Raw genomic sequence first — 22,040 nt, 5'->3', positions numbered from 1 at the left:
CGCCGGTTCCTCCCTATCGCCTTCATCGTCACACCGCCGCGATGGCGGAGTCTAGGGTAAAAAGGCGGACGTCAGACCCTCAGGACGCGACCTGCCTCATCGCTTCCTGGGGAAAGGACAGGGTAACGATGGTGCCCTGGCCCACCATGCTTTCGACATCGACGCTGCCGCCATGAAGCTCCGTCAGCCCCTTGACCAGCACCAGCCCGAGGCCGGAGCCGCCCTTCGCGCCGCTATAGCTGTTGTCGACCTGCTCGAACCGCTGGAACAGCCGGGCGACATGTTCGGGCGGAATGCCGGCGCCGGTGTCCCGGACGGCGAGAGTTACCCCGAAATCCACGTCGCGCCGCGCCGTCACCTCGATCGACCCACCGCGCGGCGTGAACCGCACGGCGTTCGACAGAAGGTTGAACAGGATCTGCTTCACCGCCCGTTCGTCGGCATGGAACGGCGCGAAGCCGGCGGGCACGTCGATCCGGAGATCGATCCCTTCCTCCATCGCCCGGATGCCGACCAGGTTGACGCAGGCGCGGATGGTCTGGCGCAGGTCGATCAACGACGGGTCGATCTCCATCCGGCCCGATTCGATCTTCGCCACATCCAGGATGTCGTTGATGAGCGCCAGCAGGAAATGGCCGCTGTCATGGACGTGGCCGGCATATTCGGCGTACTGGCGGATGCCGATCTCCCCCAGATGCTGATCGCGGATCAGCTCGGAGAAGCCGAGGATGGAGTTGAGCGGCGTCCGCAGTTCATGGCTCATCGTCGCCAGGAAATCGGATTTCGCGCGATTGGCGGCCTCCGCCGCGATCCGCGCCTGCTCAGCCTCGTAGCGGGCCGTCTCCAGGTTGGCCGCCAGATCCGCCAGTTCCTGGGTCTGTTCCGCCAGCGCGTCCTCCGCCTCCTTCCTCTGGGTGACGTCAACCACCGTGACCTGGGTCGCGGATACGCCCTCCCATTCGACCCGGCGGTCCAGGATCTCCACCCAGATGGGGGAGCCGTCGCGGCGGATGTTCTCGATGCGGGAGATGAAGTTGTTCAGCCGGCCGTCATGGATCTGCCGCCAGATCTCCGACGCGAACGGCCGGTCCCTGGGCGGGACGACGCAAAGCAGGCTGGGCAGGGCCATCATCTCGGCCGGGCTGTCATAGCCGTACATCCGGGCGTAGGCGGCGTTGACGAACAGCGGCGTGAAATTGTGATGGATGGCGATGCCCTGGGCCGATCCGGTGATCAGGTCGCTGAAGCGGGCCTTGCTTTCGACCAGGGCCTGTTCGGCGTCCTGGCGCCGCTTCTCCTGAAGCAGCAGCGTCCCCAGCAGCACCGGGCCGATGAAGTTCATCGCCATGTAGGGCAGACCGGTCGCCTGGAAGAGGGCGACCGTCATCTCCCATTTCGGCAGCATCAAAAGCCCGACGAGCGAAGTGACGGAAACCGCCGCGCCCAGCTTGAACAGATGCTGGTGGCGCAAGGGCCGGCCGCCGCCCGTGCAACGCTCTTTCATGCGGACGGCGGTGAAGGCCACGATGGCGATCGTGACGACGCCGCCGAGCGCCCCCGCCCCACCCATCCAGAAGCGGTATCCGGCGGTGATCGCGGCGGCGACCAGGGCCGCGAGCGGACCGCCGAAGAAGGCGGACAGCGCCACCACGACGGTTCGGCCGTCGATATAGACGCCGTCCTCGGCCACCAGGATCGGCATCAGCATGCAAATGATGCCGGACAGGCCGAACAGCGCCCCATGGGCGATCTGCGCGTTGCGGGAAGTCAGCCGGTCCAGCCTCTGACCCAGAACCGAGTAGGCCAGCACCACGAGGGCGGCCAGCCCCAGATTCTGGGCGAGGCCTGTCACCAGCATGTCGAAGGCGAGGCCCTTCATCGAAAGGTGGCCCTATCGCCCACCGGAGCGCGCGGGACCGCCGACGAAGGGCGAGACGCCCGACGTTCCGGGGTCGGTCCAGCCAAGCGGCGCACCCAGTCGTTCCATGCCCGGAACTTTGAACGACACTGGTTAAGAAAGTATCATTGTCGCCTTGATCGGCTGCGGTTTCGGACCCGAGGGAGGAGCTACCAGATCTCCTCGTTCCCCGAATTGGAGAACAGTTCCTGATCGTTGCCGATCATGCGCGCCACCGGAGACACCAGCAGCGGCTGGCCGATGAAGCTTTCGATCGGTCGGGTGGCCATCAGGCGAATGACGGCCAGCGGATCGGGGCAGATCGTGCCGATCGTGCAGTCGTTCATCTGGAAGTCTTCGGGAATCGGGTAGTTCGGGTTGTTGAAGGGCAGATCCAGAAGCCGCCGCCGCCGCGCCTCGTAGGCCGCCCCGAAATGGTGGAACTGGGCGACCTTCCCATAGACCGTCGCCCACCGCCCGCTGACGAACAACGCCCCGACGTCGAAGGCGCGGTTCGGGTGGGGCTGGGTGGTGACGCTGCCATGGATCAGGTCGGCCGTCATGACGACCGCGCCCGTGGTCCGGAACAGACCGTTCACGACGATATTGCCATCCGTGTCGCCGACCGCGTCGGCGGCGGCGAGGATGGTGTCGCTGGTCAGGTCGGCAAGGTCCACGCCGGGCGGAAAATCATAGGAGGACCCGACGATGACGCCGCGCAACGGCGCTTGCGCGCCGACCGCGGCGTTGAAGAACACGTCGCGCAGCGCCAGCACGTAGAGGTCATGGCCGCCATCGATCCGGCCGTTGAAGATCGCCCGCCCGTCCGGCGCGCGCAGGATGTTGCGGCCGCCCATGAAATGGTTGGCGTCGAAGATCAGGTCGCCGCCGGTCGCCGTCAGATCGACCGGCCCGGCATCGATGCCGTAAACGCCGGCGACGGTCCCGACGCGAAGCGTGCCGTCATTGACGAAGCTGAAGGCTCGCCCCGGCGCCCGCACCGCCAGGACGCCGATCCGGTTCGGATGGGTGAGGTCGACGGTTCCGTCCGAGATGATCGCCAGACGCCCCGCCGCCAGCCCGGCCCCGTTGCTGGTGACGCCGCCCGTCCCGGCGTCCAGCACCATGGTCCCGCCGCCGGAATCGACCGATGCGTTGACGATGACGCCACCCGCCGGGCCGCTGCGCAGCGACACCGCGCCGGCCTGGATGCCGGAATCGACGGTGAGGTCGCCGCTGCCGGCGGCGAGGTTGGCGGAGCCGGCGGTGATTCCGGCGATCCCGCCGACCGTCCCGATGCTGAGCGGGCCGGAGGAGGCGAAGTCCAGCGCCTGCCCGGCGGCGTCGACGGCGATGGTCGAGATATCGTGCGGGCCGGCGAGATCGATCGGCCCGCCCGACACGATGCCCAACCCGTCGGCCGTCATCGTCGCGCCGGCGGTCACGTCGATCCCGCCTGTCCCCGCCGTCAGCAGGATGTCGTTGCCGGCGGCATCGAGGTCCGCGCCGATGGCGAGACCGCTGCCCGTGAGGCTGAGATCGCCGGAGGTCGCAGCAACAGCGCCGACAGTCGTCAGCAGTCCGCCGGCCGAAATGTCCACGCTGTCGCCGCTCGCGTCCGCCACGGTCAGCGCGTTGGCGTCGGCGAAGGCGAGCGAGCCGCCGGCGGAGGCGGATAGGGTGGTGACGTCACCATCCAGATCGATGTTCCCGCCGGCGTCGACATCGAGAAGGCCGGCCGTCACCGATCCCGTCGAGGAAGCGATGTCGCCATCGGTCGCGGTCAGCGTCGCCGCGCCGGTCCCGACATTGAGGGCGGAAGCCAGGGTGATGTTGCCGGCCGAGGCGGTGAGGTCCGCGCTCGCCGCGCTGATGCCGGCCACGCCGTCCACCGCACCCACCGTGAGGCTGCCGGCGTTGGTGAAAGCCAATGCCTGACCGGCGGCGTTCACGGCGATGGTGTCGACATCATGCGTCCCCGTCAGGACCAGCGCGCCCCCGGAGGTGAGCGCCAGCCTGTCGGCCGTTAGGGTCGCGCCTGTGGCGTCGATGCCACCCGCGCCGGCCGTCAGGATCAGATCGTCGGCGGCGGTGAGATCGGCATCGATGTCGAGCTTGGTGGCGCTAGCCAATTCCAGATTGCCGACCGTCGCTTCGGTCGCGCCGATAACGGTCAGAAGCCCGCCGGCTGAAACGTTCACGCTTCCCGCCGTCACATCGACCGTCACATCGTCGCTGTCGTCGAAAGTCACCGTCCCCAACGCATCGGCAGTCAGGCTGTCGACATCGCCGTCCAGCGTCACATCCTCGGCGGCGTCGATGTCCAGCGTCGCGGCGGTGACCGAACCGCCGGTCGAGAGGATGTCGCCGCCGGCGTCGAAGGTCACCGTGCCCGTGCCGACATCCAGGTCGGACGCCAGGGTCAGCGCGCCGTCGGCGGTCACGTCGGCGCCCGTCGCGGTCACGCCGTCGAGGATCAGCCCATCCTCGTCGGCAAATTCGAGCGCACCTGTCAGCGTCGCCTGCAAGCTGTCCACGTCGTTCGCGCCATCGAGCGTCAGATCCTCCGCCGCGTCGATATCCAGCGTGCCGACGATGGCGACCCCGCCGGAGGTGGTGATGTCGCCAACCACGCTGAGCGTCGCATCGGCGGCGGTCATGTCCGAGGCGAGGTCGAGCGCGCCGCCGGTATCGAGGGTCAGGCTGTCGACCGCGACGCCGTCGATGGTGGAACCGCCGATGCCTGTGACCGACCCGATCTCCAGCGCGCCGGTGGCGGAGAAATCGAGATCTTGCCCGGCCGCATCGACAGCCAGCGTGCCGACGCTATGGTCGCCGGACAGGTCCAGCGCGCCGCCCGACCGGATGCCGAGTTCGGCGGCGGCCAGCGTCATGCCGTTCGCCAGTGCGATGCCGCCCGCCCCGGCGTCCATGAAGATCGTGCCTGTCGCCGTCAGGGACCGGTCGAGGGCAATGCCGTCGCCCGCGGCAAGGTCGATATTGCCGGCCGACAGCGCGCTTCCGACCGTCAGGTCCCCGGCGGTCGCCGTAGCCTCTATGTTCGCCGCATCGATGGCGCCGAGGCTGATCGTATCGGCGTCGAGGAAAGCGAAATCATGGCCGGTGAGGGTCGCGGTGACGCTGTCGACATTGCTGGCATTGTCGCTCAGATCCACGTCGCCGCCGGCGACGATGGTGAGGGCGTCGCCGGTGATCGCGCCGCCCGACGAGCCGATGCCGCCGCCGGTCGCGGTCAGGGAAACGTCGCCGTCCGCGCCGTCCACATCCTCCGCCAGGTCCAGCGCGCCGCCGGCCGTCAGTGTCACGCCATCGCCGCTGACGCCGGCGATGGCGTCGATTTCGCCGACTTCCAGCGCGTCTGTAGACTCAAAGGCGACGTCTCCGCTCCCGGCGTCGACGGCCAGCACATCGACATCATGCGCGCCCGAAAGATCGACCGCGCCCGTCGATTCGATCCCCAGCCCGGCGGCGCTGAACAAATTGCCGTTCGTATCCACGCCGCCATCGATCGCGCGGAGCACGATGTCTCCGGCGGTCGCGGTGACGCCGTCATTCAGGCTGAAGCTGTCGGCGGTCAGTTCCATGCCATCCGCCGAAACGCCGTCGAGATCGAGCGCATTCGCCGATCCGAACGCCAGCGTTCCGTCAACGCCAGTCACGCCGGTGGAGAGACCGTCGATGTCGTGCCCGGTGCCGAGCGACGCCGCGCCGCCGGAGGTGACGGAGAGGTCCTGCGCCTTCAGCAGCCCGTTGCCGGAGGTGATCCCCCCGGCTCCGGCGGCCAGGGCGATATCGCCATCCCCGCCATCGGCGGTCACCGCCGCCGTGACGGACAGCCCATCGGCGGCGGAGATATCCACATTCGTCGCGGTCACCACGCCGACCTCGAGGTCGCCGCTCGCCCCGAAGGACAGGTCGCCGCCGGCCGTGCTCGAAAGGTCGGAGACGGCGTGGTTGCCGCCGAGCGTGGCGTCGCCGCCGGAATCGACCGAGAGGCTGGCCGCCGTCAGGACGCCCGCGGCGTGCGATATCGCGCCATCGACCTCCAGGGAGATGGCTCCGGTACCGGCATCGACATTCCCGTTCAGCATCAGGTCGCCGCCCGTGCCGACCGTGACCGAAGACGCTTCGACGCCGTCCAGGCTCAGATCGCCGGAAGCGCCGAAGGTTAGCGCGTCCGCCACAACGGCCGAGAAGCCGTCGATATCGTGCCCGTCGCCGAGGGCCGCCGCGCCGTCCGAGGTGACGTCCAGATCCTGCGCCGCGATCGTGACGCCGGTCGCGACCGTGACGCCGCCCGTGCCTGCATCCAGCGTCACATCGTCGGGGCCGGCATCGATGTCCGCGTTGACGGCAAGAGTCCCGGCGCTTCCCGTCGTCAGGCTGACATTGTCTGCGGTCACGGCCGAGGCGACGGTCAGGTTGCCGCCGGCGCCGATGGTGAGGTCCTGCGCCGTGATGCCGTCGAGGGTGAGGCCGCCGGTGACGCTGAAGGTCAGATCGCCGTCGACCGTACCGGAAAGTCCGGCGACGGTATGGCCGTCGCCCAGCGAAGCCGCGCCATCGGACGTGACGGAGAGGTCCTGGGCGATGATGACGGCGTCGGTACCAGTCGTGATGCCGCCCGTCCCGGCGTCCAGCGTCACGTCGCTGGAACCGGCGTCCATATCGGCATTGATGGCGAGCGCGCCCGAATCTCCTGTCGTCAGCGTCACGTTGGCGCCATCGATAGTGGAGGCGACGGTCAGGTTGCCGCCGGACGAGACGTCGACATTCGCCGCGGTGACCCCCTCCACCGTGCCGACCGTGCCGATGGTCAGGGCAATGGAAGAGTCGAAGGTCAGATTCTCTCCCGCCGCGTCGACCGCCAGCGTCCCGACAGCATGGGTCCCCGACAGGTCCAGCGAACCGCCGGATGTGATGGCGAGGCCAACGGCGGACAGGGTCGCCCCGTTGGCAAGCGCGACGCCGCCGGTCCCGGCGGTGAGGAAGATATCTCCGGAAGCGGCGCTCAGGTTCTCGCCGAGGCTGAGACTTCCCGCCGCACTCGTGGTCAGCGTGATATCGCCGCTCGCGGCGGTGACCGGCGCGGCGTCGGCGACAGTGATATTGCCGGCTGCGGTCAGGGCGACATTGTCGGCAGCCACCCCGTCCAGCGTCCCGCCGGCCTGATCGTCGACCGATCCGACTGTCAGCGCCGCGCTATTGGACAGCGTCAGATTGCCATCGACATCGGCGGCGAGCGTGCCGATCGCGTTGCCTGCGCCGTTCAGCGTCGCATCGCCATCCGAAACGATTCCGAGGGTGCCGGCCGTCAGGTCGCCGCCGGCCGTGACACCGCCCGTCCCAGCGTTGACGAAGATCGCGCCGGCCGCGCCGGCATCAAGATCACCGTCGACCGTCACCGTGCTGTTGGAAGCTCCGGACAGCACGATCGTGCCGTTCTGGCTGCTGGCGGTCAGCGCCTGGATGGTCCCCGACATGTTAATTGTGCCGCCGACCAGATCGGTCAGCGCGCCGGCGCTCAACCGGACATAGCCGCCATCGGCGGTGATGTCGCCCGACTGGGTGACGGAAGTCGCGATGCCAGTATCGAAGGTCAGCAGCCCGTCGCCGGCAAGATCGACCGTGAAGGTTTCCGCGCCCGCCAGTTCGACCCTGCCCAGTTCGGCTGTGATCGTGCCGGAATTGATGACATTGGGGGCGACCAGGGCGGCGAGGCCGGTGTCAGCGACGGTGATCGTGCCGGCGTTTTCGATCGTCGCACCGGCGACGGCGGAAGCTGCATCGAAATTGTAGTTGCCGGCCATGAAATCGGCATTGGCGATGCCTGCGGTCGTCGCTACCAAACTGCCGACATTGACGGTAGAGCCCGCGCCAAACACCACGCCGTTGGGATTGATCAGGAAGATCGTCCCCGTCGCGCCGAGGCTGCCGAGGATGGAGGAGGCCGTAGCGCCACCGATGCGGTTCAGCGCGACGCCGCCCGCCGGCTGATTGAATTGGGTGCTTTCGCCGGCGCCGATATCGAAGCTGGCCCAATCGATGATCGCCCGGTCACTGGTCTGGTCGATGGTGACCGCGTCGGTGCCCTCGCCGCCGATCGTCGCCGTTCCGCCGTTAACGACTCCGCCCGTCGGATTCGCCCGGACATAGCCCGGCGCGACCATCGCCGTGGTCGCCATGAGGACGGCAAGGGGCAGCGCAACCGGCGAACCGCCGGTGCCAATCCTGCGTTCCTGCTTCCCCTTGCCCATCCTGGTTTCGACCCTCGGTTTACCCTTTTGGCCGATAAATATCAGATTCCGCTGTTATCTTTCAAAATATATAAAATGCCATTAACACTTTCCCGACTCCGGGCATCTCAGCGCAACGCGCCGGCCGCCCGCTGGATGCGCAGGCACGCCTCCTCCAGCGCCTCCGTCGACGTCGCGTAGGAGACGCGGAAGAAGGGCGCCATGCCGAAGGCCGATCCCTGCACGACCGCCACGCCCTCGGACTCCAGAAGGTACGTGACAAAGTCCTCGTCGGTTTCGATCACCTTGCCGTCCGGCGTCTTCTTGCCGATCGCGCCGGCGCAGGACGGGTAGACGTAGAACGCGCCTTCCGGCCGGTGGCAGGTGATGCCGTTCGCCTGGTTCAGCATGGAGACGACGAGGTCGCGGCGGGCCTTGAACGCCTCCGCCCGCTCGCCGATGAAATCCTGCGGGCCGTTCAGCGCCTCGACCGCCGCCGCCTGGCTGACGGAGGACGGGTTCGAGGTCGATTGCGACTGCACCTTCGCCATCGCCTTGATGAGGTCCTTCGGCCCCGCCGCGTAGCCGATGCGCCATCCGGTCATCGCATAGGCCTTGGAGACGCCGTTGACCGTCAGGGTCCTGTCGTAAAGGCGCGGCTCCACCTCGGCCGGGGTCACGAAGCGGAAATCGTCATAGACCAGGTGTTCGTACATGTCGTCGGTCATCACCCAGACATGCGGATGGCGAACCAGCACGTCGGTCAGCGCCTTCATCTCCGCTTCGGAATAGGCCGCGCCCGTCGGGTTGTTGGGCGAATTCAGGATCAGCCATTTGGTCTTCGGCGTGATCGCCTTCTCCAGGTCGCCCGGCTGCAGCTTGAAGCCCTTCTCCGCCGGGCAGTCGACGATGACCGGCTGGCCGCCGCACAGCAGCACCATGTCCGGGTAGGAGACCCAGTAGGGCGCCGGCACGATCACCTCGTCCTCCGGGTCCAGCGTCGCCACCAGGGCGTTGTAGAGCACCTGCTTGCCGCCGGTGCCGACGGTCACCTGGTCGGGCGTGTAGTCCAACCCGTTCTCGCGCCTGAACTTGGCGCAGATCGCCTTCTTCAGCGCAGGCGTGCCGTCGACGGCCGTGTACTTGGTCTCGCCGGCCCGGATCGCCTCGATCGCCGCCTGCTTGATGTTGTCCGGCGTGTCGAAATCCGGTTCGCCCGCGCCCAGCCCGATCACGTCTCGGCCGGCTTCCTTCAGCTCGCGCGCCTTCTGGGTGACGGCGATGGTCGGCGACGGCTTGATGCGGGCAAGCGACTGCGCGAGGAAAGGCATGACCGGACGCTCTTGGGATGTTGTGCGGGGATGGATTAAGCGGCGGAACCCTAGCGCCGCTCCGGCTCCGCCGCAAGCGGTCGCGGCCGCATGTTCGCCGCAATTCTTCCCCGAAAAGCCGCGATCGGGTCGGTTCATGGACATGGGCTCCGGCCACCGTCGGAGAACAAGGATCGGACGATCACGAACGGGGACGCGAAACAATGGCCAAGGGACGACCCTCTCACATCAGGCGGCATTTCCGGTCACCCGCCATCCGCGCCGGCATCGTCTTCGGCCTGGCCCTCGCCTTCGTGCTGATCGCCGCCGTCGCCGGGCTTCAGGGGGATTATCGCCAGGTCGCCCATGTCGCCAGCGAGCCGGCTGTGCTGACGCGGCTTTAGGCCCGGCAAGAACGGCCGCCGCCCGGCAAGTCCTGCCCCGCCGCACGCCGCCGCCTGTCGCCGCGGCGGCGGAAAACGCCGATCCGCCCTTTGGCATCGCGCTTGCTTATCCAGGAACGGATCATTTTTTGCGGAGCGATCGGCGACATGGCGATCTCGCACAGTATCGGCGGCTATCAGGTGCCCGACCGCGTCCTCAGCGCGGTGCGCGAAGCGAGCGCGGCGACGGGCATGGATTTCTCCTACATGATGGCCAAGGCCGCGCGGGAGAGCGGGTTCGACGCCGACATCCGCGCGTCGACCTCCAGCGCGACGGGCCTCTACCAGTTCATCGACCAGACCTGGCTGAGCATGGTCAAGGCCCATGGCGCGGAACACGGCCTGGGCCGCTACGCCGACCGGATCGTGGAGCGGACGGGCGGCGGCTATACCGTCCATGACAGCGCGCTGCGGCAGGAGATACTGGAGCTGCGCACCGATCCGCGGCTCAACGCGTTGATGGCCGGGGAATACGCCAACGACAACCAGGCGCATCTGGAGCGCAGCGTCGGCGGCGATATCGGCCCGACCGAACTCTATCTGGCCCACTTCCTGGGAGCCGGCGGGGCGACCGATTTCCTGAACGAGATGCGGCGCAACCCCGACCGCGCGGCGGCCGACCTGTTCCCGGCGGCGGCCGAGGCCAACCGCGCAATCTTCTACGACCGCGCCGCCGGCCGCCCTCGCACGCTGGAGGAGGTCTACGCCAATTTCGACACCAAGGTCGCGTCGGACATGGCGATGGCGGAGTCGATCTCGCCCGGCGAGTTCCAGGACATCGGCCCGACCCTCTGGCGGCCGCTGCGCGACCCGTCGCCGCTGATCGACGAGGGCGGGGTGTTCGACCCGTTCCGGATGGCGTCGACCGCGCCGCTGGAAACCCCGACGCCGCCCATGGCCGGCGACCGCAACCTGTCGCTCTGGACCGTGCTGACCCTCTCCTCCCTGCCGGTACCGGGAGAGAAGGGCCAGGACGGCATCGCCGACTTCCAGTCCGACCGCATGGCGGGGACGCTGTTCGGGTAACCAACACCCTCACCCTCCCGCTTCGCGGGTCCCTCCCTCTCCCGCAAGCGGGCGAGGGTAAAGTTGGTAGCCCTCGCCCCTCCGGGGAGAGGGTTGGGTGAGGGGCCTTCCATGGTTCCCGTTCCGTTCTTGCCTCTGGCAAAGCGGCCGGCGCGCGCGATATAAGGGGGCATGACGACCGCCCCCCTCCTCGCCGCCCTTCCCGAACGTCCCAGCCTGCCGGCGACCGAACTGGTCGCGCCGCTGGAGATCGTGTCCGACTACAAGCCCTCCGGCGACCAGCCGACGGCGATCCGCGAGCTCGTGACCGGGCTTCGCAACGGCGAGCGCGACCAGGTGCTGCTGGGGGTCACGGGGTCGGGCAAGACGTTCACCATGGCCCACGCGATCCAGGAGCTTCAGCGCCCGACCCTGGTGCTGGCGCCGAACAAGACGCTGGCGGCCCAGCTGTACGGGGAGTTCAAGAGCTTTTTCCCCAACAACGCGGTCGAGTACTTCGTCTCCTATTACGACTATTACCAGCCGGAAGCCTACGTCGCCCGGACCGACACCTATATCGAGAAGGAAAGCTCGATCAACGAGCAGATCGACCGGATGCGCCACGCCGCGACCCGCGCGCTGATGGAGCGGAAGGACGTGATCATCGTCGCGTCCGTCTCCTGCATCTACGGCATCGGCGACGTGGAGACCTATACCGGCATGACGATCAATCTGGAGAAGGGCCAGCGGTTGAACCGCCAGCACTTCCTCCAGCAGCTTGTCGAGATCCAGTACAAGCGCAACGACATGGCGTTCGGCCGCGGCGCCTTCCGGGTGCGCGGCGACGTGGTCGAGATCTTCCCGGCCCATCTTGAGGATCGGGCGTGGCGGATATCCCTGTTCGGGGACGAGCTTGAATCGATCCACGAGTTCGATCCGCTGACCGGGGAGAAGTACGCGACGCTGCCGAAGGTCCGTATCTTCGCCAACAGCCACCATGTGACGCCGAAGCCGACCCTCCACCAGGCCACCCGCCAGATGAAGGAGGATCTGAAGGTTCGGCTGAAGGAGTTCGAGAGCCAGGGCAAGCTGCTGGAGGCCCAGAGGCTGGACCAGCGCACCCAGTTCGACATCGAGATGATCGAGGCGACGGGAGCCTGCGCCGGGATCGAGAACTATTCCCGCTACCTCACCGGCCGCGCGCCGGGAGACCCGCCGCCGACCCTGTTCGAATACCTGCCGGATGACGCGCTGCTGTTCGTCGATGAGAGCCACGTCATGGTGCCGCAGATCGGCGGCATGTATCGCGGCGACCGGGCGCGCAAGACGATCCTGTCGGAATACGGCTTCCGACTGCCCGCCTGCGTCGACAACCGGCCGCTGAAGTTCGAGGAATGGGAGGCGATGCGCCCCCAGACGGTCTTCGTCTCCGCCACCCCGCAGGCGTGGGAGATGGAGCGCACCGGCGGCGTGTTCGTGGAGCAGATCGTCCGCCCGACCGGCCTGATCGACCCGGTGGTCGACATCCGCCCGACCGCGACCCAGGTCGACGACGTGATGGCCGAATGCCGGGAGGTGATCGCCAAGGGCCAGCGCGTGCTGATCACGACGCTGACCAAGAAGATGGCCGAGGCGCTGACCGAGTACATGACCGAGGCCGGGCTGAAGGTCCGCTACATCCATTCCGACGTGGAGACGCTGGAGCGGATCGAGATCATCCGCGACCTGCGGCTGGGCGTCTATGACATCCTGATCGGCATCAACCTGCTGCGCGAGGGGCTGGACATCCCCGAATGCGGCCTGGTCGCCATCCTGGACGCCGACAAGGAAGGCTATCTCCGCTCCCGCACCTCGCTGATCCAGACGATCGGCCGGGCGGCGCGGAACATCGACGGGCGGGCCGTGCTCTATGCCGACCGGATGACGAAGTCCCTCGAAGCGGCGATTGAGGAAACAAGCCGCCGGCGGGAGAAGCAGCAGGCCTACAACGCCGCCCACGGCATCACGCCGGAAAGCATCCGCAAGAACATCTCCGACATACTGGAAAGCGTCTATGAGCGCGGCGACCGGGTGACGGTGAAGACCGGCGACAAGGACGTCCTGCACCTCACCGGCAAGACGCTGAAGGACCATATCGCCGATATCGAGAAGCGGATGCGCGCCGCCGCCGCCGACCTGGAGTTCGAGGAGGCGGCCCGCCTGCGGGACGAGCTGCGCCGGCTGGAGGCGATGGATCTGGGGCTGCCCGATACGGACATAACGTCGAGCGCCTCGGCCCGCTCATCTTCGGAGAAATCGGGCCGCAGGCCGCGCCGGTCGCGCAAGGGCCCCTGAACCGCCGCGCCATTCCGATTGCGGCGGGCGTCCGGCGGGACTAGGGTGCGCGCCGCCAGACGGTCGGATGGCCGCTCCCGGCGCTCTAGGGCGATCGGGGGAGGAAAGTCCGGGCTCCACGGAAACACGGTGCCGGGTAACGCCCGGCGGGGGCGACCCTAGGGAAAGTGCCACAGAAAGCAAACCGCCCCGCCTTCTTCGGATGGCTGGGCAAGGGTGAAAGGGTGCGGTAAGAGCGCACCGCGCGCCTGGCAACAGGGGCGGCACGGTAAACCCCACCGGGAGCAAGACCGAATAGGGGCGGAAGGGTCCTTGAGGCCCACGGGCGTTTCCGCCCGCCGCCCGGGTTGGTCGCGAGAGGCGTCCGGCAACGGGCGTCCCAGAGGAATGGCCATCCCCCGTCCGACTTCCCTTAAGGGGAAAAGCGGCGGGGACAGAACCCGGCTTACAGACCGTCTGGCGCTTTCCGGTCGAAACCTTGCGGACCTACGCTACATTCAAGTCCGCGAGGCTGACGCGAAAAGGATGGAAATGCCCCATCGGATCATGATCGTCGGCGGCGGCGCCGGCGGGCTGGAACTGGCCTGCAGGCTCGGCCGGAAGCGGCGCGCCGGGACGGAGATCGTCCTGGTCGACATGAGCCCCTCCCATCTGTGGAAGCCGCTGCTCCACCAGGTCGCCGCCGGCACCCTGAATTCCTACCATGACGAGATGAGCTACATCGCGCTCGCCAGAGCGAACGGGTTCCGGTTCCTGCTGGGCGCGCTGTCGGGGCTGGACCGGCAGGCCCGGACGATCGGCCTGTCGTCCGTCAGGGACGATTCCGGCAAGGTGATCTTTCCCGAACGAACGGCGGAATACGACACGCTGGTGATCGCGATCGGCAGCGTCGGCGCGGATTTCGGCGTTCCGGGCGTGCGGGAGCATTGCCGGTTCCTGGACCGGCGCGACCAGGCGGAGCGGTTCCACCGCGCCCTTCTGGGCCTTCTCGCCCGCAATTCGATCGCACCTGCCCGGCCGCCGGCGCGGGTGGCCATCGTCGGCGGCGGGGCGACCGGCGTGGAGCTGTCGGCGGAAATTCGGGAAGCGGCGCAGATGCTTCGCCGCTACGGCGTCGACCTTCCCGACCCGGCCCTGTCGCTGACGCTGATCGAGCGCGCCGACCGCATCCTGGAGCCGCTGCCGCCGGAAGTGTCCGAGGCGGCGGCGGAGACGCTGGAGAAGCTGGGCGTGCGCATCCTGACCGGCCGGAGCGTCACCGGCGTCGAGGCGGCCTGCGTCCATCTGGACGACGAGACCCGGCTGGAGAGCGACCTCACCGTCTGGGCGGCCGGCGTCAAGGCGCCCTCCTTCCTGAAGGGTCTGGGCGGGCTGGAGACCAGCCCGAAAACCGACCAGATCGTCGTCGGCCCGACGCTCCAGTCGGCGACCGATCCCACAATCTACGCGATGGGCGACTGCGCCTACGCTCCTGGTCCCGACGGCCGTCCGCTGCCGCCACGAGCCCAGACGGCGCATCAGCAGGCGAGCTATCTGGCGAAGGCGCTGCCGGACCATCTGGACCGCAAGACTGTCGCGCCCTTCGTCTATCGGGATCGCGGCTCGCTGGTGTCCCTCGCGCACTATTCGACCGTCGGTAATCTGATCAGCCCACGCCTGCGCCGCAGCATGATGATCGACGGATGGGCGGCGTTCATTGCCTACCGCCTGCTTTACCGCAACCATCAGTCGGTCCTGCTGGGGCCGGCCCGCACCGCCGCCATGATGATGATCGACCAGCTTCGCCGGACGGCGCAGCCCGAACTGAAGATGCATTGAGGCGGCTTCCCTTGGGATTTCATGGGGAAAGTCCTGGCCGGATCAGAACATAAATAGAACAAACTTGTCCGGCCATATTAACTCCACACGCAAAACTCTATTAAACCTTGAACCAGTGGAATAGGTTCACGGGCTTGGTAATCGCGACCAGATCGATGGCGAAACCTCTTGGAAAGCCAAGGTTTTACTGCCAATTCGATTGACGGCCCACAATTTCCCATGATATCCCATAACATCCCAAATCAAGATGGGATGCGCCTCACTTCATCCCGGTGACGGCGTCGAGCAGTCGGGAGGCGCGACCTAAGGGCGGAGGGATCGCCGACGTCGGGGGAATGAAGTGGCCCTGTTTCTGTCCACCTACGTGAATCGGATCGACAAGAAAGGCCGCGTCAGCGTGCCCGCGTCGTTCCGTGCCGCGCTGGAGGCGTCGGGCTCCCCCATCCTGTTCGTCACCCCGCACCACGAACTGCCGACGATCGACGCCAACAGCCATTCCTGGATGGAACAGCTCGTCAGCCGCCTGGACGAACTGCCGATGTTCTCCCGTGAGCGCGGCAATCTGGAACACACGATCCTGGGCAAGACCCGGGACCTGGCGCTCGATCCGGAGGGCCGGATCATGCTGCCCCGCCCGCTGCTGGAGCAGTGCGGGATCGACGGGGAAGCCGCCTTCGTCGGCCTTGGCCGCTACTTCCAGATCTGGCGTCCGGAGACGCTGGAGGCTCACCGGGCCGAGGCGCAGGAAGCCACGCTGAAGAACGGGCTGACCCTGCCGAAATCGCCGGCGGCCGCACCGTCGGGAGAGGCCCGATGACCGGCTTCGCCCACATTCCGGTTCTCCTCAAGGAAGTCGTCGCCGCGCTCTCTCCTCAGGATGGCGACGTGATCCTGGATGGCACGTTCGGCCGCGGCGGCTATGCCCGCGCGCTGCTGACGGCCGCGCGCTGCAAGGTCATCGGCATCGACCGTGACCCGGCGGCAATCCTGGCTGGCAAGGCGCTGCAGCAGGAATTCGGCGACCGGCTGGACCTCTCGCGCGGATCGTTCGGCGATATGGAGCGGCTGGTCGGCGGCCGAGCGATGGACGGCCTGACGCTCGACCTCGGAATCTCCTCCCCCCAGATCGACGATCCGGCGCGCGGCTTCTCCTTCCGCGCCGACGGCCCGCTGGACATGCGGATGGGCGATGACGGCCCCAGCGCGGCCGATGCGGTGAACACTCTGGAGGAAACCGAACTCGCCCGCGTGATCTACGAATTCGGAGAGGAAAGACTGTCCCGCCGCGTCGCCCGCGCCATCGTCGCCGCGCGCAAGGACGCGCCGATCGAGCGAACGGCCCGGCTGGCGGAGATCGTGCGCGGCGTGGTGCCTAAATCGAAGGACGGGATCGACCCCGCCACCCGCACCTTCCAGGGCCTGCGCATCTATGTGAATGACGAACTTGGGGAACTCGACCGCGGCTTGAGCGCCGCCGAACGCCTTCTGCGTCCGGGCGGGCGGCTCGCCGTGGTCTCTTTCCACAGCCTGGAGGACCGCCGGGTGAAGCGGTTCCTGGCCGAACGGTCCGGCCGGACGGGCGGCGTCTCCCGCCACCGGCCCGCGATCGACGCGGAGCATCGCCCGCCGACCTTCACGATCGTCGACCGCAAGGGCGTCTCGCCCGGAGAGGCGGAGCTTCGCGACAACCCCCGCGCCCGCTCGGCCCGCCTGCGCGCGGCGGTCAGGACCGACGCCCCGGCCTGGGAGGCGCTGGCGGCATGATCAAGCTTCCCACCCTCCTGGTGATGGGGCTCGCCGGCGCGGCCAGCGGCCTTCTCTTCCATATCAGCTACGAGGTCCAGGCGCTGGACGAGGAACTGACCTCGCTCAACCGCGAGATCCTGTTCGAGCAGGAATCGATCCGCGTCCTACGGGCGGAATGGGCGTTCCTCAACCGGCCGAGCCGCCTGCGGGAGCTGGGTGCGCAATTCTCCGAGCTTTCCCCGATGACCGCCGGACAGATCGTCGCAAGCATCGAGGAGATCCCGATGCCGCTGCCCGGCCCGCCGGAGATGCCGGGCTATCCCGTGCCTTCCCGCAAGCCCGACCCATCCGCGCCGCCGCTCTCGACCGACGGTCCCGCGCTGGTCGCGGAGCAGGCCCCGGCGCTGATGGATCGCGAAGGAGTGGTCCCGGCGATGGTCGAGGCGACGCCGGAGGTTCCGGCCTTCCAGCCGACCGGGCCGCTGGTCCGCGTCTCCGCGCCGGCGGCCGATCCGCTGGCCGCCGTGCTGGCCGATTTCCGCGCCCGCCGGACGGGAGGCGCGCAATGAGCGACCTGACCGCCGACCGTTTCGCCGAAACCCTGCCGTCGTCGGAGCGCCGCGTCCGGATCAACGGCCGCGCCGCGCAGGCGCTGGAGACCGGCCGCATGCGGCTGATGATCACCGGCGTCGTCTTCGCGCTCGCCTTCGTCACGGTCGGCGGACGGCTGGTCGACGCGACCGTGCTGCAAAGCGGCGTCGAACCCCGGCTGCCCAGCGCCGTCACCGGATCGGCGCCGACCGGCACGCGGGCGGAGATCACGGACCGCGACGGCACGATCCTGGCGACCACCCTGTCGGTCGCCTCGCTCTACGCCGACCCGGCCCTGATCCTCGATCCCATAGAGGCCGCGGACAAGTTGGTCACCATCCTGCCGGAGCTGGACTACGCCAATCTTGTGGAGGATCTGGCGGGCGACGGCCGGTTCGTCTGGATCAAGCGCGGCCTGACCCCGACCCAGCATTACGAACTCAACCGGCTGGGCATCCCCGGCATCGCCTTTCAGACCGAAGAGCAGCGCATCTACCCGATGGGGCCGCTGACTTCCCACATCGTCGGCTTCACCGATATCGACGGGCGCGGCCTGGCCGGGATCGAGCGGTATTTCAACGAACAGCTCATGGTCGGCGGGGAGCCGCTGGCGCTGTCCATCGACATGCGCATCCAGTCGCTGGTGCGCGACGAGCTGGCCGCCAATATCGAGGAATTTCAGGCCATCGGCGGCGCCGGCATAGTGATGGACGTGAATACGGGCGAAGTGCTGGCCATGGTCTCCATGCCGGACTTCAACCCCTACGAGCCGGCTACCGTGCCGCCGGAGACGCGGTTCAACCGCGCCACGCTGGGCGTCTACGAGATGGGGTCGACCTTCAAGATCCTGAACACGGCGATGGCGCTGGAGACGGGCGTCGTCGACATGGATGACGGGTTCGACGCGACCAACCCCATCCGGGTCGGGCGCTTCACCATCAATGACGACCATCCCAAGGCGCGCTGGCTCTCCGTGCCGGAAATCTTCATGTACTCCTCGAATATCGGTTCGGTGCAGATGGCGATGGCCGCCGGCACCCCGGTGCAGCAGGAATTCATGAGCCGGATGGGGATGCTGGACCCCTCCCCGATCGAGGTGCCGGAGGTGGCGGACCCGATCATCCCGGACCCCTGGCGGGAGATCAACACGATGACGATCGCGTTCGGGCACGGCATGGCCGTAAGCTCGATGCAGCTCGTCAGCGCCGTCTCCGCGACCGTCAATGGCGGCATTCTCCACGACGCGACCCTGCTGCGCCACGATCCGGGCGAGGAGTTGGTCGGGACGCGCGTCATTTCCGAGCAGGTGTCCGATCAGATGCGGCGGCTGATGCGGCTGGTCGTGGTCGGGGGCACCGGCGGGAACGCCGACGCCGCCGGCTACATCGTCGGCGGCAAGACCGGAACGGCCGAGAAGGCGGTCGGCGGCGGCTATGACAGGCACGCGCTGATGTCCTCTTTCATCGCCGCCTTTCCGATGACCGACCCACAATATGTCGTATTCATCATGCTCGATGAACCCAAGGGGAACGAGTCAACCTACGGCTATGAGACAGGCGGCTGGGTCGCGGCGCCGGTCGTCCGGCGGGTGATCGAGCAGATGGCCCCGATGGTCGGCATTCCGCCGATCGACGAAGAAAATCCGGAGGTCCGCGAAGCGCTCTACGTGGACCTCAATTCCAGAGTGCCCCTGGAAGGCCGGCTGGCCTCCTACATGAACTGATGACCGTCTTGACCGAACATCGCCCCGCCTCCCCCAGCCCCTCGAGCAATCTCCGGGGGCTTACGTCCGATTCGCGGGAAGTGCGTTCCGGCTACCTGTTCGCGGCGCTGCCCGGCAGCAAGGCCGACGGGCGGACCTTCATCCTGGACGCGATCCGGGCCGGCGCGTCCGCCGTCCTCGCGCCCGCCGGCACGATGCTGCCGCCCGGCGCGGCGGGCAAGGTCGCCCTCATCACCGACGAGAACCCGCGCCGCCGCTTCGCGCTGATGGCCGCGGAATTCCACGGCGCGCAGCCGGAGACTATCGCCGCCGTCACCGGCACCAGCGGCAAGACCTCCACCGTCAGCTTCGCCCGCCAGATGTGGGAACATCTGGGCTGCAAGGCCGCCAGCCTGGGCACGCTCGGCATCACCGCGTTGGGAATGGAGACCTATGGCGCGTTGACGACGCCCGACCCGGCGACGCTCCATGCCGGGCTCGCCGACCTGGCGGCAGCCGGCGTCACGCACCTGGCGATGGAGGCGTCGTCCCACGGGCTGGACCAGCATCGGCTGGACGGGGTGCGGGTGACGGTCGCCGGCTTCACCAATCTGAGCCGCGACCATCTGGACTATCACGCCGACATGGAGACCTACCTGGCGGCCAAGACGCGGCTGTTCACCGACGTTCTGGCGCCCGGCGGCATGGCCGTCCTCAACGCCGACACGCCGGAGAGCATCCGCATCGGATCGGCCGTCGCCCGCGCCGGGCGCAAGATGATGACCTATGGAGCGAAAGGCGCGGACATCCGGATCGAGGAGATCGCGGCCGTTGCCCACGGCACGCAGTTGAAGCTGCTGGTCCGCCGCCGTTCCGTCACGCTGGCGCTGCCGCTGGTCGGCCCGTTCCAGAGCTGGAACGCGCTCTGCGCGCTGGGCCTCGTCATGGCCGGCGGTGTGGAGGACATGGATGCGATCTCGGCGCTGGGCCGACTGAAGGGCGTGCGCGGCCGGATGGAATTGATCGGCCGCCTGCCCAACGGCGCCTCGATCTATGTCGACTACGCCCACAAGCCCGGCGCGCTGGAAACCGTGCTGACCGCGCTGCGCCCGCATACGGAGGGTGCTCTGGTCTGCCTCTTCGGCTGCGGCGGCGACCGGGATTCCGGCAAGCGCCCGGTGATGGGCGGGATCGCTGCGCGGCTGGCCGACCGGGTCATCGTCACCGACGACAACCCCCGGACGGAGGATGCGGCCGCAATCCGGCGGGAGATCATGGCCGCCTGTCCCGGCGGGACGGAGATCGGCGACCGGGCGGAAGCTATCGACCACGCCATCCGGGGACTGGGCGCGAAGGATTTGCTGGTGATCGCCGGCAAGGGGCATGAGACGGGCCAGATCGTCGGCGATACGGTCCGGCCGTTCGACGATGCGGAGACGGCGCGCAAGACCATCGCGGCGCTTGGCGGAGAGGCGGCATGACCGGCGACGCGCTCTGGACCTCTCTCGACGCCGAGGCGGCGACCGCCGGCCGTGCGACGGGTCCCGCCTGGGCGGCGACCGGAATCTCGATCGACAGCCGCTCGGTCCGGCCCGGCGACCTCTTCATCGCGCTGCAAGGGCCGAACTTCGACGGCCATGATTTCGTCGGCGATGCGCTGGCGAAGGGCGCGGCGGCGGCCATGATCCACCGGCCGGTCGAGGGGCTGCCCGGCGACGCGCCGCTGCTGACGGTCGACGATACGATGGATGGCCTGGTCTCGCTGGGCGGGGTGGCGCGGGAACGCAGCCCGGCCCTGATCGCCGCCGTGACCGGGTCGGTCGGCAAGACCGGCACTAAGGAGGCGCTGCGTCTGGCCCTGGAGGATCAGGCCCCGACCTACGCCAATGTCGGCAACCTCAACAACCATTGGGGCGTGCCGCTGTCGCTCGCCCGGATGCCGGAGGAAGCGCGCTACGGCATCTTCGAGCTGGGGATGAACCATGCGGGTGAGATCGCGCCCCTCTCCCGGCAGGTGAAGCCTCATGTCGCGATCGTCACGACGGTCGAACCGGTGCATCTGGAGCATTTCGACTCGGTCGAAGCGATCGCCGACGCCAAGGCGGAGATCTTCGCCGGCATGGGGCCGACCGGCATCGCCATCCTGAACCGCGACAACCCGCATTTCGCGCGGCTTCTCGCCCATGCCCGCACCCAGGGCGTCGGGCGCATCTGGAGCTTCGGGGACCATCCCGACGCCGACGCCCGCCTTACTGATTGCTCGCTCCACGCCAACGCCAGCGCGGTCAGCGCCGTCGTGATGGGCGAACCCGTCCAATATTCCCTTTCCGCGCCCGGCCGCCACTGGGTCACGAACAGCCTCGCCGTCCTCCTTGCGGTCAAGGCGCTGGGCGCGGATCTTTCCTCCGGCGCGCGCGGCCTCGCGCGCATCACCCCGCCCAAGGGCCGGGGCGCGCGGTCCCGCATCCGCTTCGGGCGGGACGGCCGCTCGGGATCGTTCCTGCTGATCGATGAAAGCTACAACGCCAGCCCGGCCTCGCTCGCGGCGGCGCTGACGGTGCTGGGCCAGACCGATCTGGGGCCCCAGGGCCGCCATGTCGCGGTGCTGGGCGACATGCTGGAACTGGGCGAACAGGCGGCGGCCCTCCATGCCGGCCTGCGGGAGGACCTGATCGCCCGTAAGGTCGATCTCGTCTTCGCCTGCGGACCGCTGATGGCGAACCTCTACGACACCCTGCCCCCCGCCATGCGCGGCGGCTACGCGCCGGACAGCGCCGCCCTGGCCCCGCTGGTGGCGGACGCGGTCCGCGACGGCGACGTAGTGATGGTCAAGGGATCGCTGGGCAGCCGGATGGCGCCGATCGTGGCTGCCCTCCAGGCGCTGGAGCCGGGCGGCGACGCCCAAAACGGCCTTCGCACGGCGACGGGGGCCTGACC

The 22,040-nt window shown here is 68.1% G+C and carries 13 protein-coding genes and 1 other RNA gene; 11 read left to right on the top strand and 3 right to left on the bottom strand.

What is annotated here, in order from left to right; translation table 11 throughout:
• Positions 1-79: 79 nt before the first annotated feature.
• The 3 genes from AAFN89_RS14560 to AAFN89_RS14550 form a co-directional block, all read right to left on the bottom strand.
• Positions 80-1,879, bottom strand: a complete 1,800-nt coding sequence (locus AAFN89_RS14560) for an ATP-binding protein (protein WP_347539800.1) — start codon at positions 1,877-1,879, stop codon at positions 80-82.
• Positions 1,880-2,067: 188 nt separating this feature from the next.
• Positions 2,068-8,175 (bottom strand): filamentous hemagglutinin N-terminal domain-containing protein, encoded by a 6,108-nt coding sequence (locus AAFN89_RS14555; RefSeq protein ID WP_347539799.1) that lies wholly within the window; start codon positions 8,173-8,175, stop codon positions 2,068-2,070.
• Positions 8,176-8,282: 107 nt separating this feature from the next.
• Positions 8,283-9,485: an aspartate transaminase gene (locus AAFN89_RS14550; protein ID WP_347539798.1), complete on the bottom strand. Its 1,203-nt coding sequence runs from the start codon at positions 9,483-9,485 to the stop codon at positions 8,283-8,285.
• Positions 9,486-9,688: 203 nt separating this feature from the next.
• Here AAFN89_RS14550 and AAFN89_RS14545 point away from each other — a divergent pair, with 203 nt between their 5' ends.
• From AAFN89_RS14545 to AAFN89_RS14495, 11 genes are all read left to right on the top strand, one after another.
• Positions 9,689-9,868, top strand: a complete 180-nt coding sequence (locus AAFN89_RS14545; RefSeq protein WP_347539797.1) for a hypothetical protein — start codon at positions 9,689-9,691, stop codon at positions 9,866-9,868.
• A gap of 147 nt (positions 9,869-10,015) precedes the next feature.
• Positions 10,016-10,933 (top strand): hypothetical protein, encoded by a 918-nt coding sequence (locus AAFN89_RS14540; RefSeq protein WP_347539796.1) that lies wholly within the window; start codon positions 10,016-10,018, stop codon positions 10,931-10,933.
• 171 nt (positions 10,934-11,104) lie between these two features.
• The gene (gene uvrB, locus AAFN89_RS14535; RefSeq protein ID WP_347539795.1) at positions 11,105-13,246 is read left to right on the top strand and encodes an excinuclease ABC subunit UvrB; all 2,142 of its coding nucleotides are present in this window, start codon (positions 11,105-11,107) and stop codon (positions 13,244-13,246) included.
• Positions 13,247-13,301: 55 nt separating this feature from the next.
• Positions 13,302-13,710: RNase P RNA component class A (gene rnpB, locus AAFN89_RS14530), an RNA gene on the top strand.
• Between the two features lie 67 nt (positions 13,711-13,777).
• Entirely contained in the window at positions 13,778-15,064 is a 1,287-nt protein-coding gene (locus AAFN89_RS14525; RefSeq protein ID WP_347539794.1) for an NAD(P)/FAD-dependent oxidoreductase, read from the top strand.
• A gap of 340 nt (positions 15,065-15,404) precedes the next feature.
• Positions 15,405-15,881, top strand: a complete 477-nt coding sequence (locus AAFN89_RS14520; RefSeq protein ID WP_347539793.1) for a division/cell wall cluster transcriptional repressor MraZ — start codon at positions 15,405-15,407, stop codon at positions 15,879-15,881.
• A complete protein-coding gene (rsmH, locus tag AAFN89_RS14515) occupies positions 15,878-16,828 on the top strand; it encodes a 16S rRNA (cytosine(1402)-N(4))-methyltransferase RsmH (RefSeq protein ID WP_347539792.1) in 951 nt (316 codons plus the stop codon). The genes AAFN89_RS14520 and rsmH overlap by 4 nt, the downstream gene beginning before the upstream one ends.
• Positions 16,825-17,379: a hypothetical protein gene (locus tag AAFN89_RS14510; protein ID WP_347539791.1), complete on the top strand. Its 555-nt coding sequence runs from the start codon at positions 16,825-16,827 to the stop codon at positions 17,377-17,379. Before rsmH ends, AAFN89_RS14510 begins: the two co-directional genes overlap by 4 nt.
• Positions 17,376-19,124, top strand: coding sequence for a penicillin-binding protein 2 (locus tag AAFN89_RS14505; protein WP_347539790.1), 1,749 nt, complete (start codon positions 17,376-17,378; stop codon positions 19,122-19,124). The genes AAFN89_RS14510 and AAFN89_RS14505 overlap by 4 nt, the downstream gene beginning before the upstream one ends.
• Positions 19,124-20,584, top strand: coding sequence for a UDP-N-acetylmuramoyl-L-alanyl-D-glutamate--2,6-diaminopimelate ligase (locus tag AAFN89_RS14500; RefSeq protein ID WP_347539789.1), 1,461 nt, complete (start codon positions 19,124-19,126; stop codon positions 20,582-20,584). Before AAFN89_RS14505 ends, AAFN89_RS14500 begins: the two co-directional genes overlap by 1 nt.
• Positions 20,581-22,038 (top strand): UDP-N-acetylmuramoylalanyl-D-glutamyl-2,6-diaminopimelate--D-alanyl-D-alanine ligase, encoded by a 1,458-nt coding sequence (locus AAFN89_RS14495; protein WP_347539788.1) that lies wholly within the window; start codon positions 20,581-20,583, stop codon positions 22,036-22,038. Before AAFN89_RS14500 ends, AAFN89_RS14495 begins: the two co-directional genes overlap by 4 nt.
• Positions 22,039-22,040 lie beyond the last annotated feature (2 nt).

The sequence above is a fragment of the Inquilinus sp. CAU 1745 genome (assembly GCF_039839375.1).
Classification (GTDB): Bacteria; Pseudomonadota; Alphaproteobacteria; order DSM-16000; family Inquilinaceae; genus JBDOQU01.
This window is presented reverse-complemented; position numbering and strand designations above follow the sequence as displayed.

Excerpts from the sequence above, each read along its gene's own strand:
- rsmH (WP_347539792.1), top strand. The coding sequence starts at position 15,878 with ATGACCGGCTTCGCCCACATTCCGGTTCTCCTCAAGGAAGTCGTCGCC.
- AAFN89_RS14540 (WP_347539796.1), top strand. The coding sequence starts at position 10,016 with ATGGCGATCTCGCACAGTATCGGCGGCTATCAGGTGCCCGACCGCGTC.
- AAFN89_RS14560 (WP_347539800.1), bottom strand. The coding sequence starts at position 1,879 with ATGAAGGGCCTCGCCTTCGACATGCTGGTGACAGGCCTCGCCCAGAAT.
- AAFN89_RS14545 (WP_347539797.1), top strand. The coding sequence starts at position 9,689 with ATGGCCAAGGGACGACCCTCTCACATCAGGCGGCATTTCCGGTCACCC.
- AAFN89_RS14500 (WP_347539789.1), top strand. The coding sequence starts at position 19,124 with ATGACCGTCTTGACCGAACATCGCCCCGCCTCCCCCAGCCCCTCGAGC.
- uvrB (WP_347539795.1), top strand. The coding sequence starts at position 11,105 with ATGACGACCGCCCCCCTCCTCGCCGCCCTTCCCGAACGTCCCAGCCTG.
- AAFN89_RS14550 (WP_347539798.1), bottom strand. The coding sequence starts at position 9,485 with ATGCCTTTCCTCGCGCAGTCGCTTGCCCGCATCAAGCCGTCGCCGACC.
- AAFN89_RS14505 (WP_347539790.1), top strand. The coding sequence starts at position 17,376 with ATGAGCGACCTGACCGCCGACCGTTTCGCCGAAACCCTGCCGTCGTCG.
- AAFN89_RS14555 (WP_347539799.1), bottom strand. The coding sequence starts at position 8,175 with ATGGGCAAGGGGAAGCAGGAACGCAGGATTGGCACCGGCGGTTCGCCG.
- AAFN89_RS14510 (WP_347539791.1), top strand. The coding sequence starts at position 16,825 with ATGATCAAGCTTCCCACCCTCCTGGTGATGGGGCTCGCCGGCGCGGCC.
- AAFN89_RS14525 (WP_347539794.1), top strand. The coding sequence starts at position 13,778 with ATGCCCCATCGGATCATGATCGTCGGCGGCGGCGCCGGCGGGCTGGAA.
- AAFN89_RS14495 (WP_347539788.1), top strand. The coding sequence starts at position 20,581 with ATGACCGGCGACGCGCTCTGGACCTCTCTCGACGCCGAGGCGGCGACC.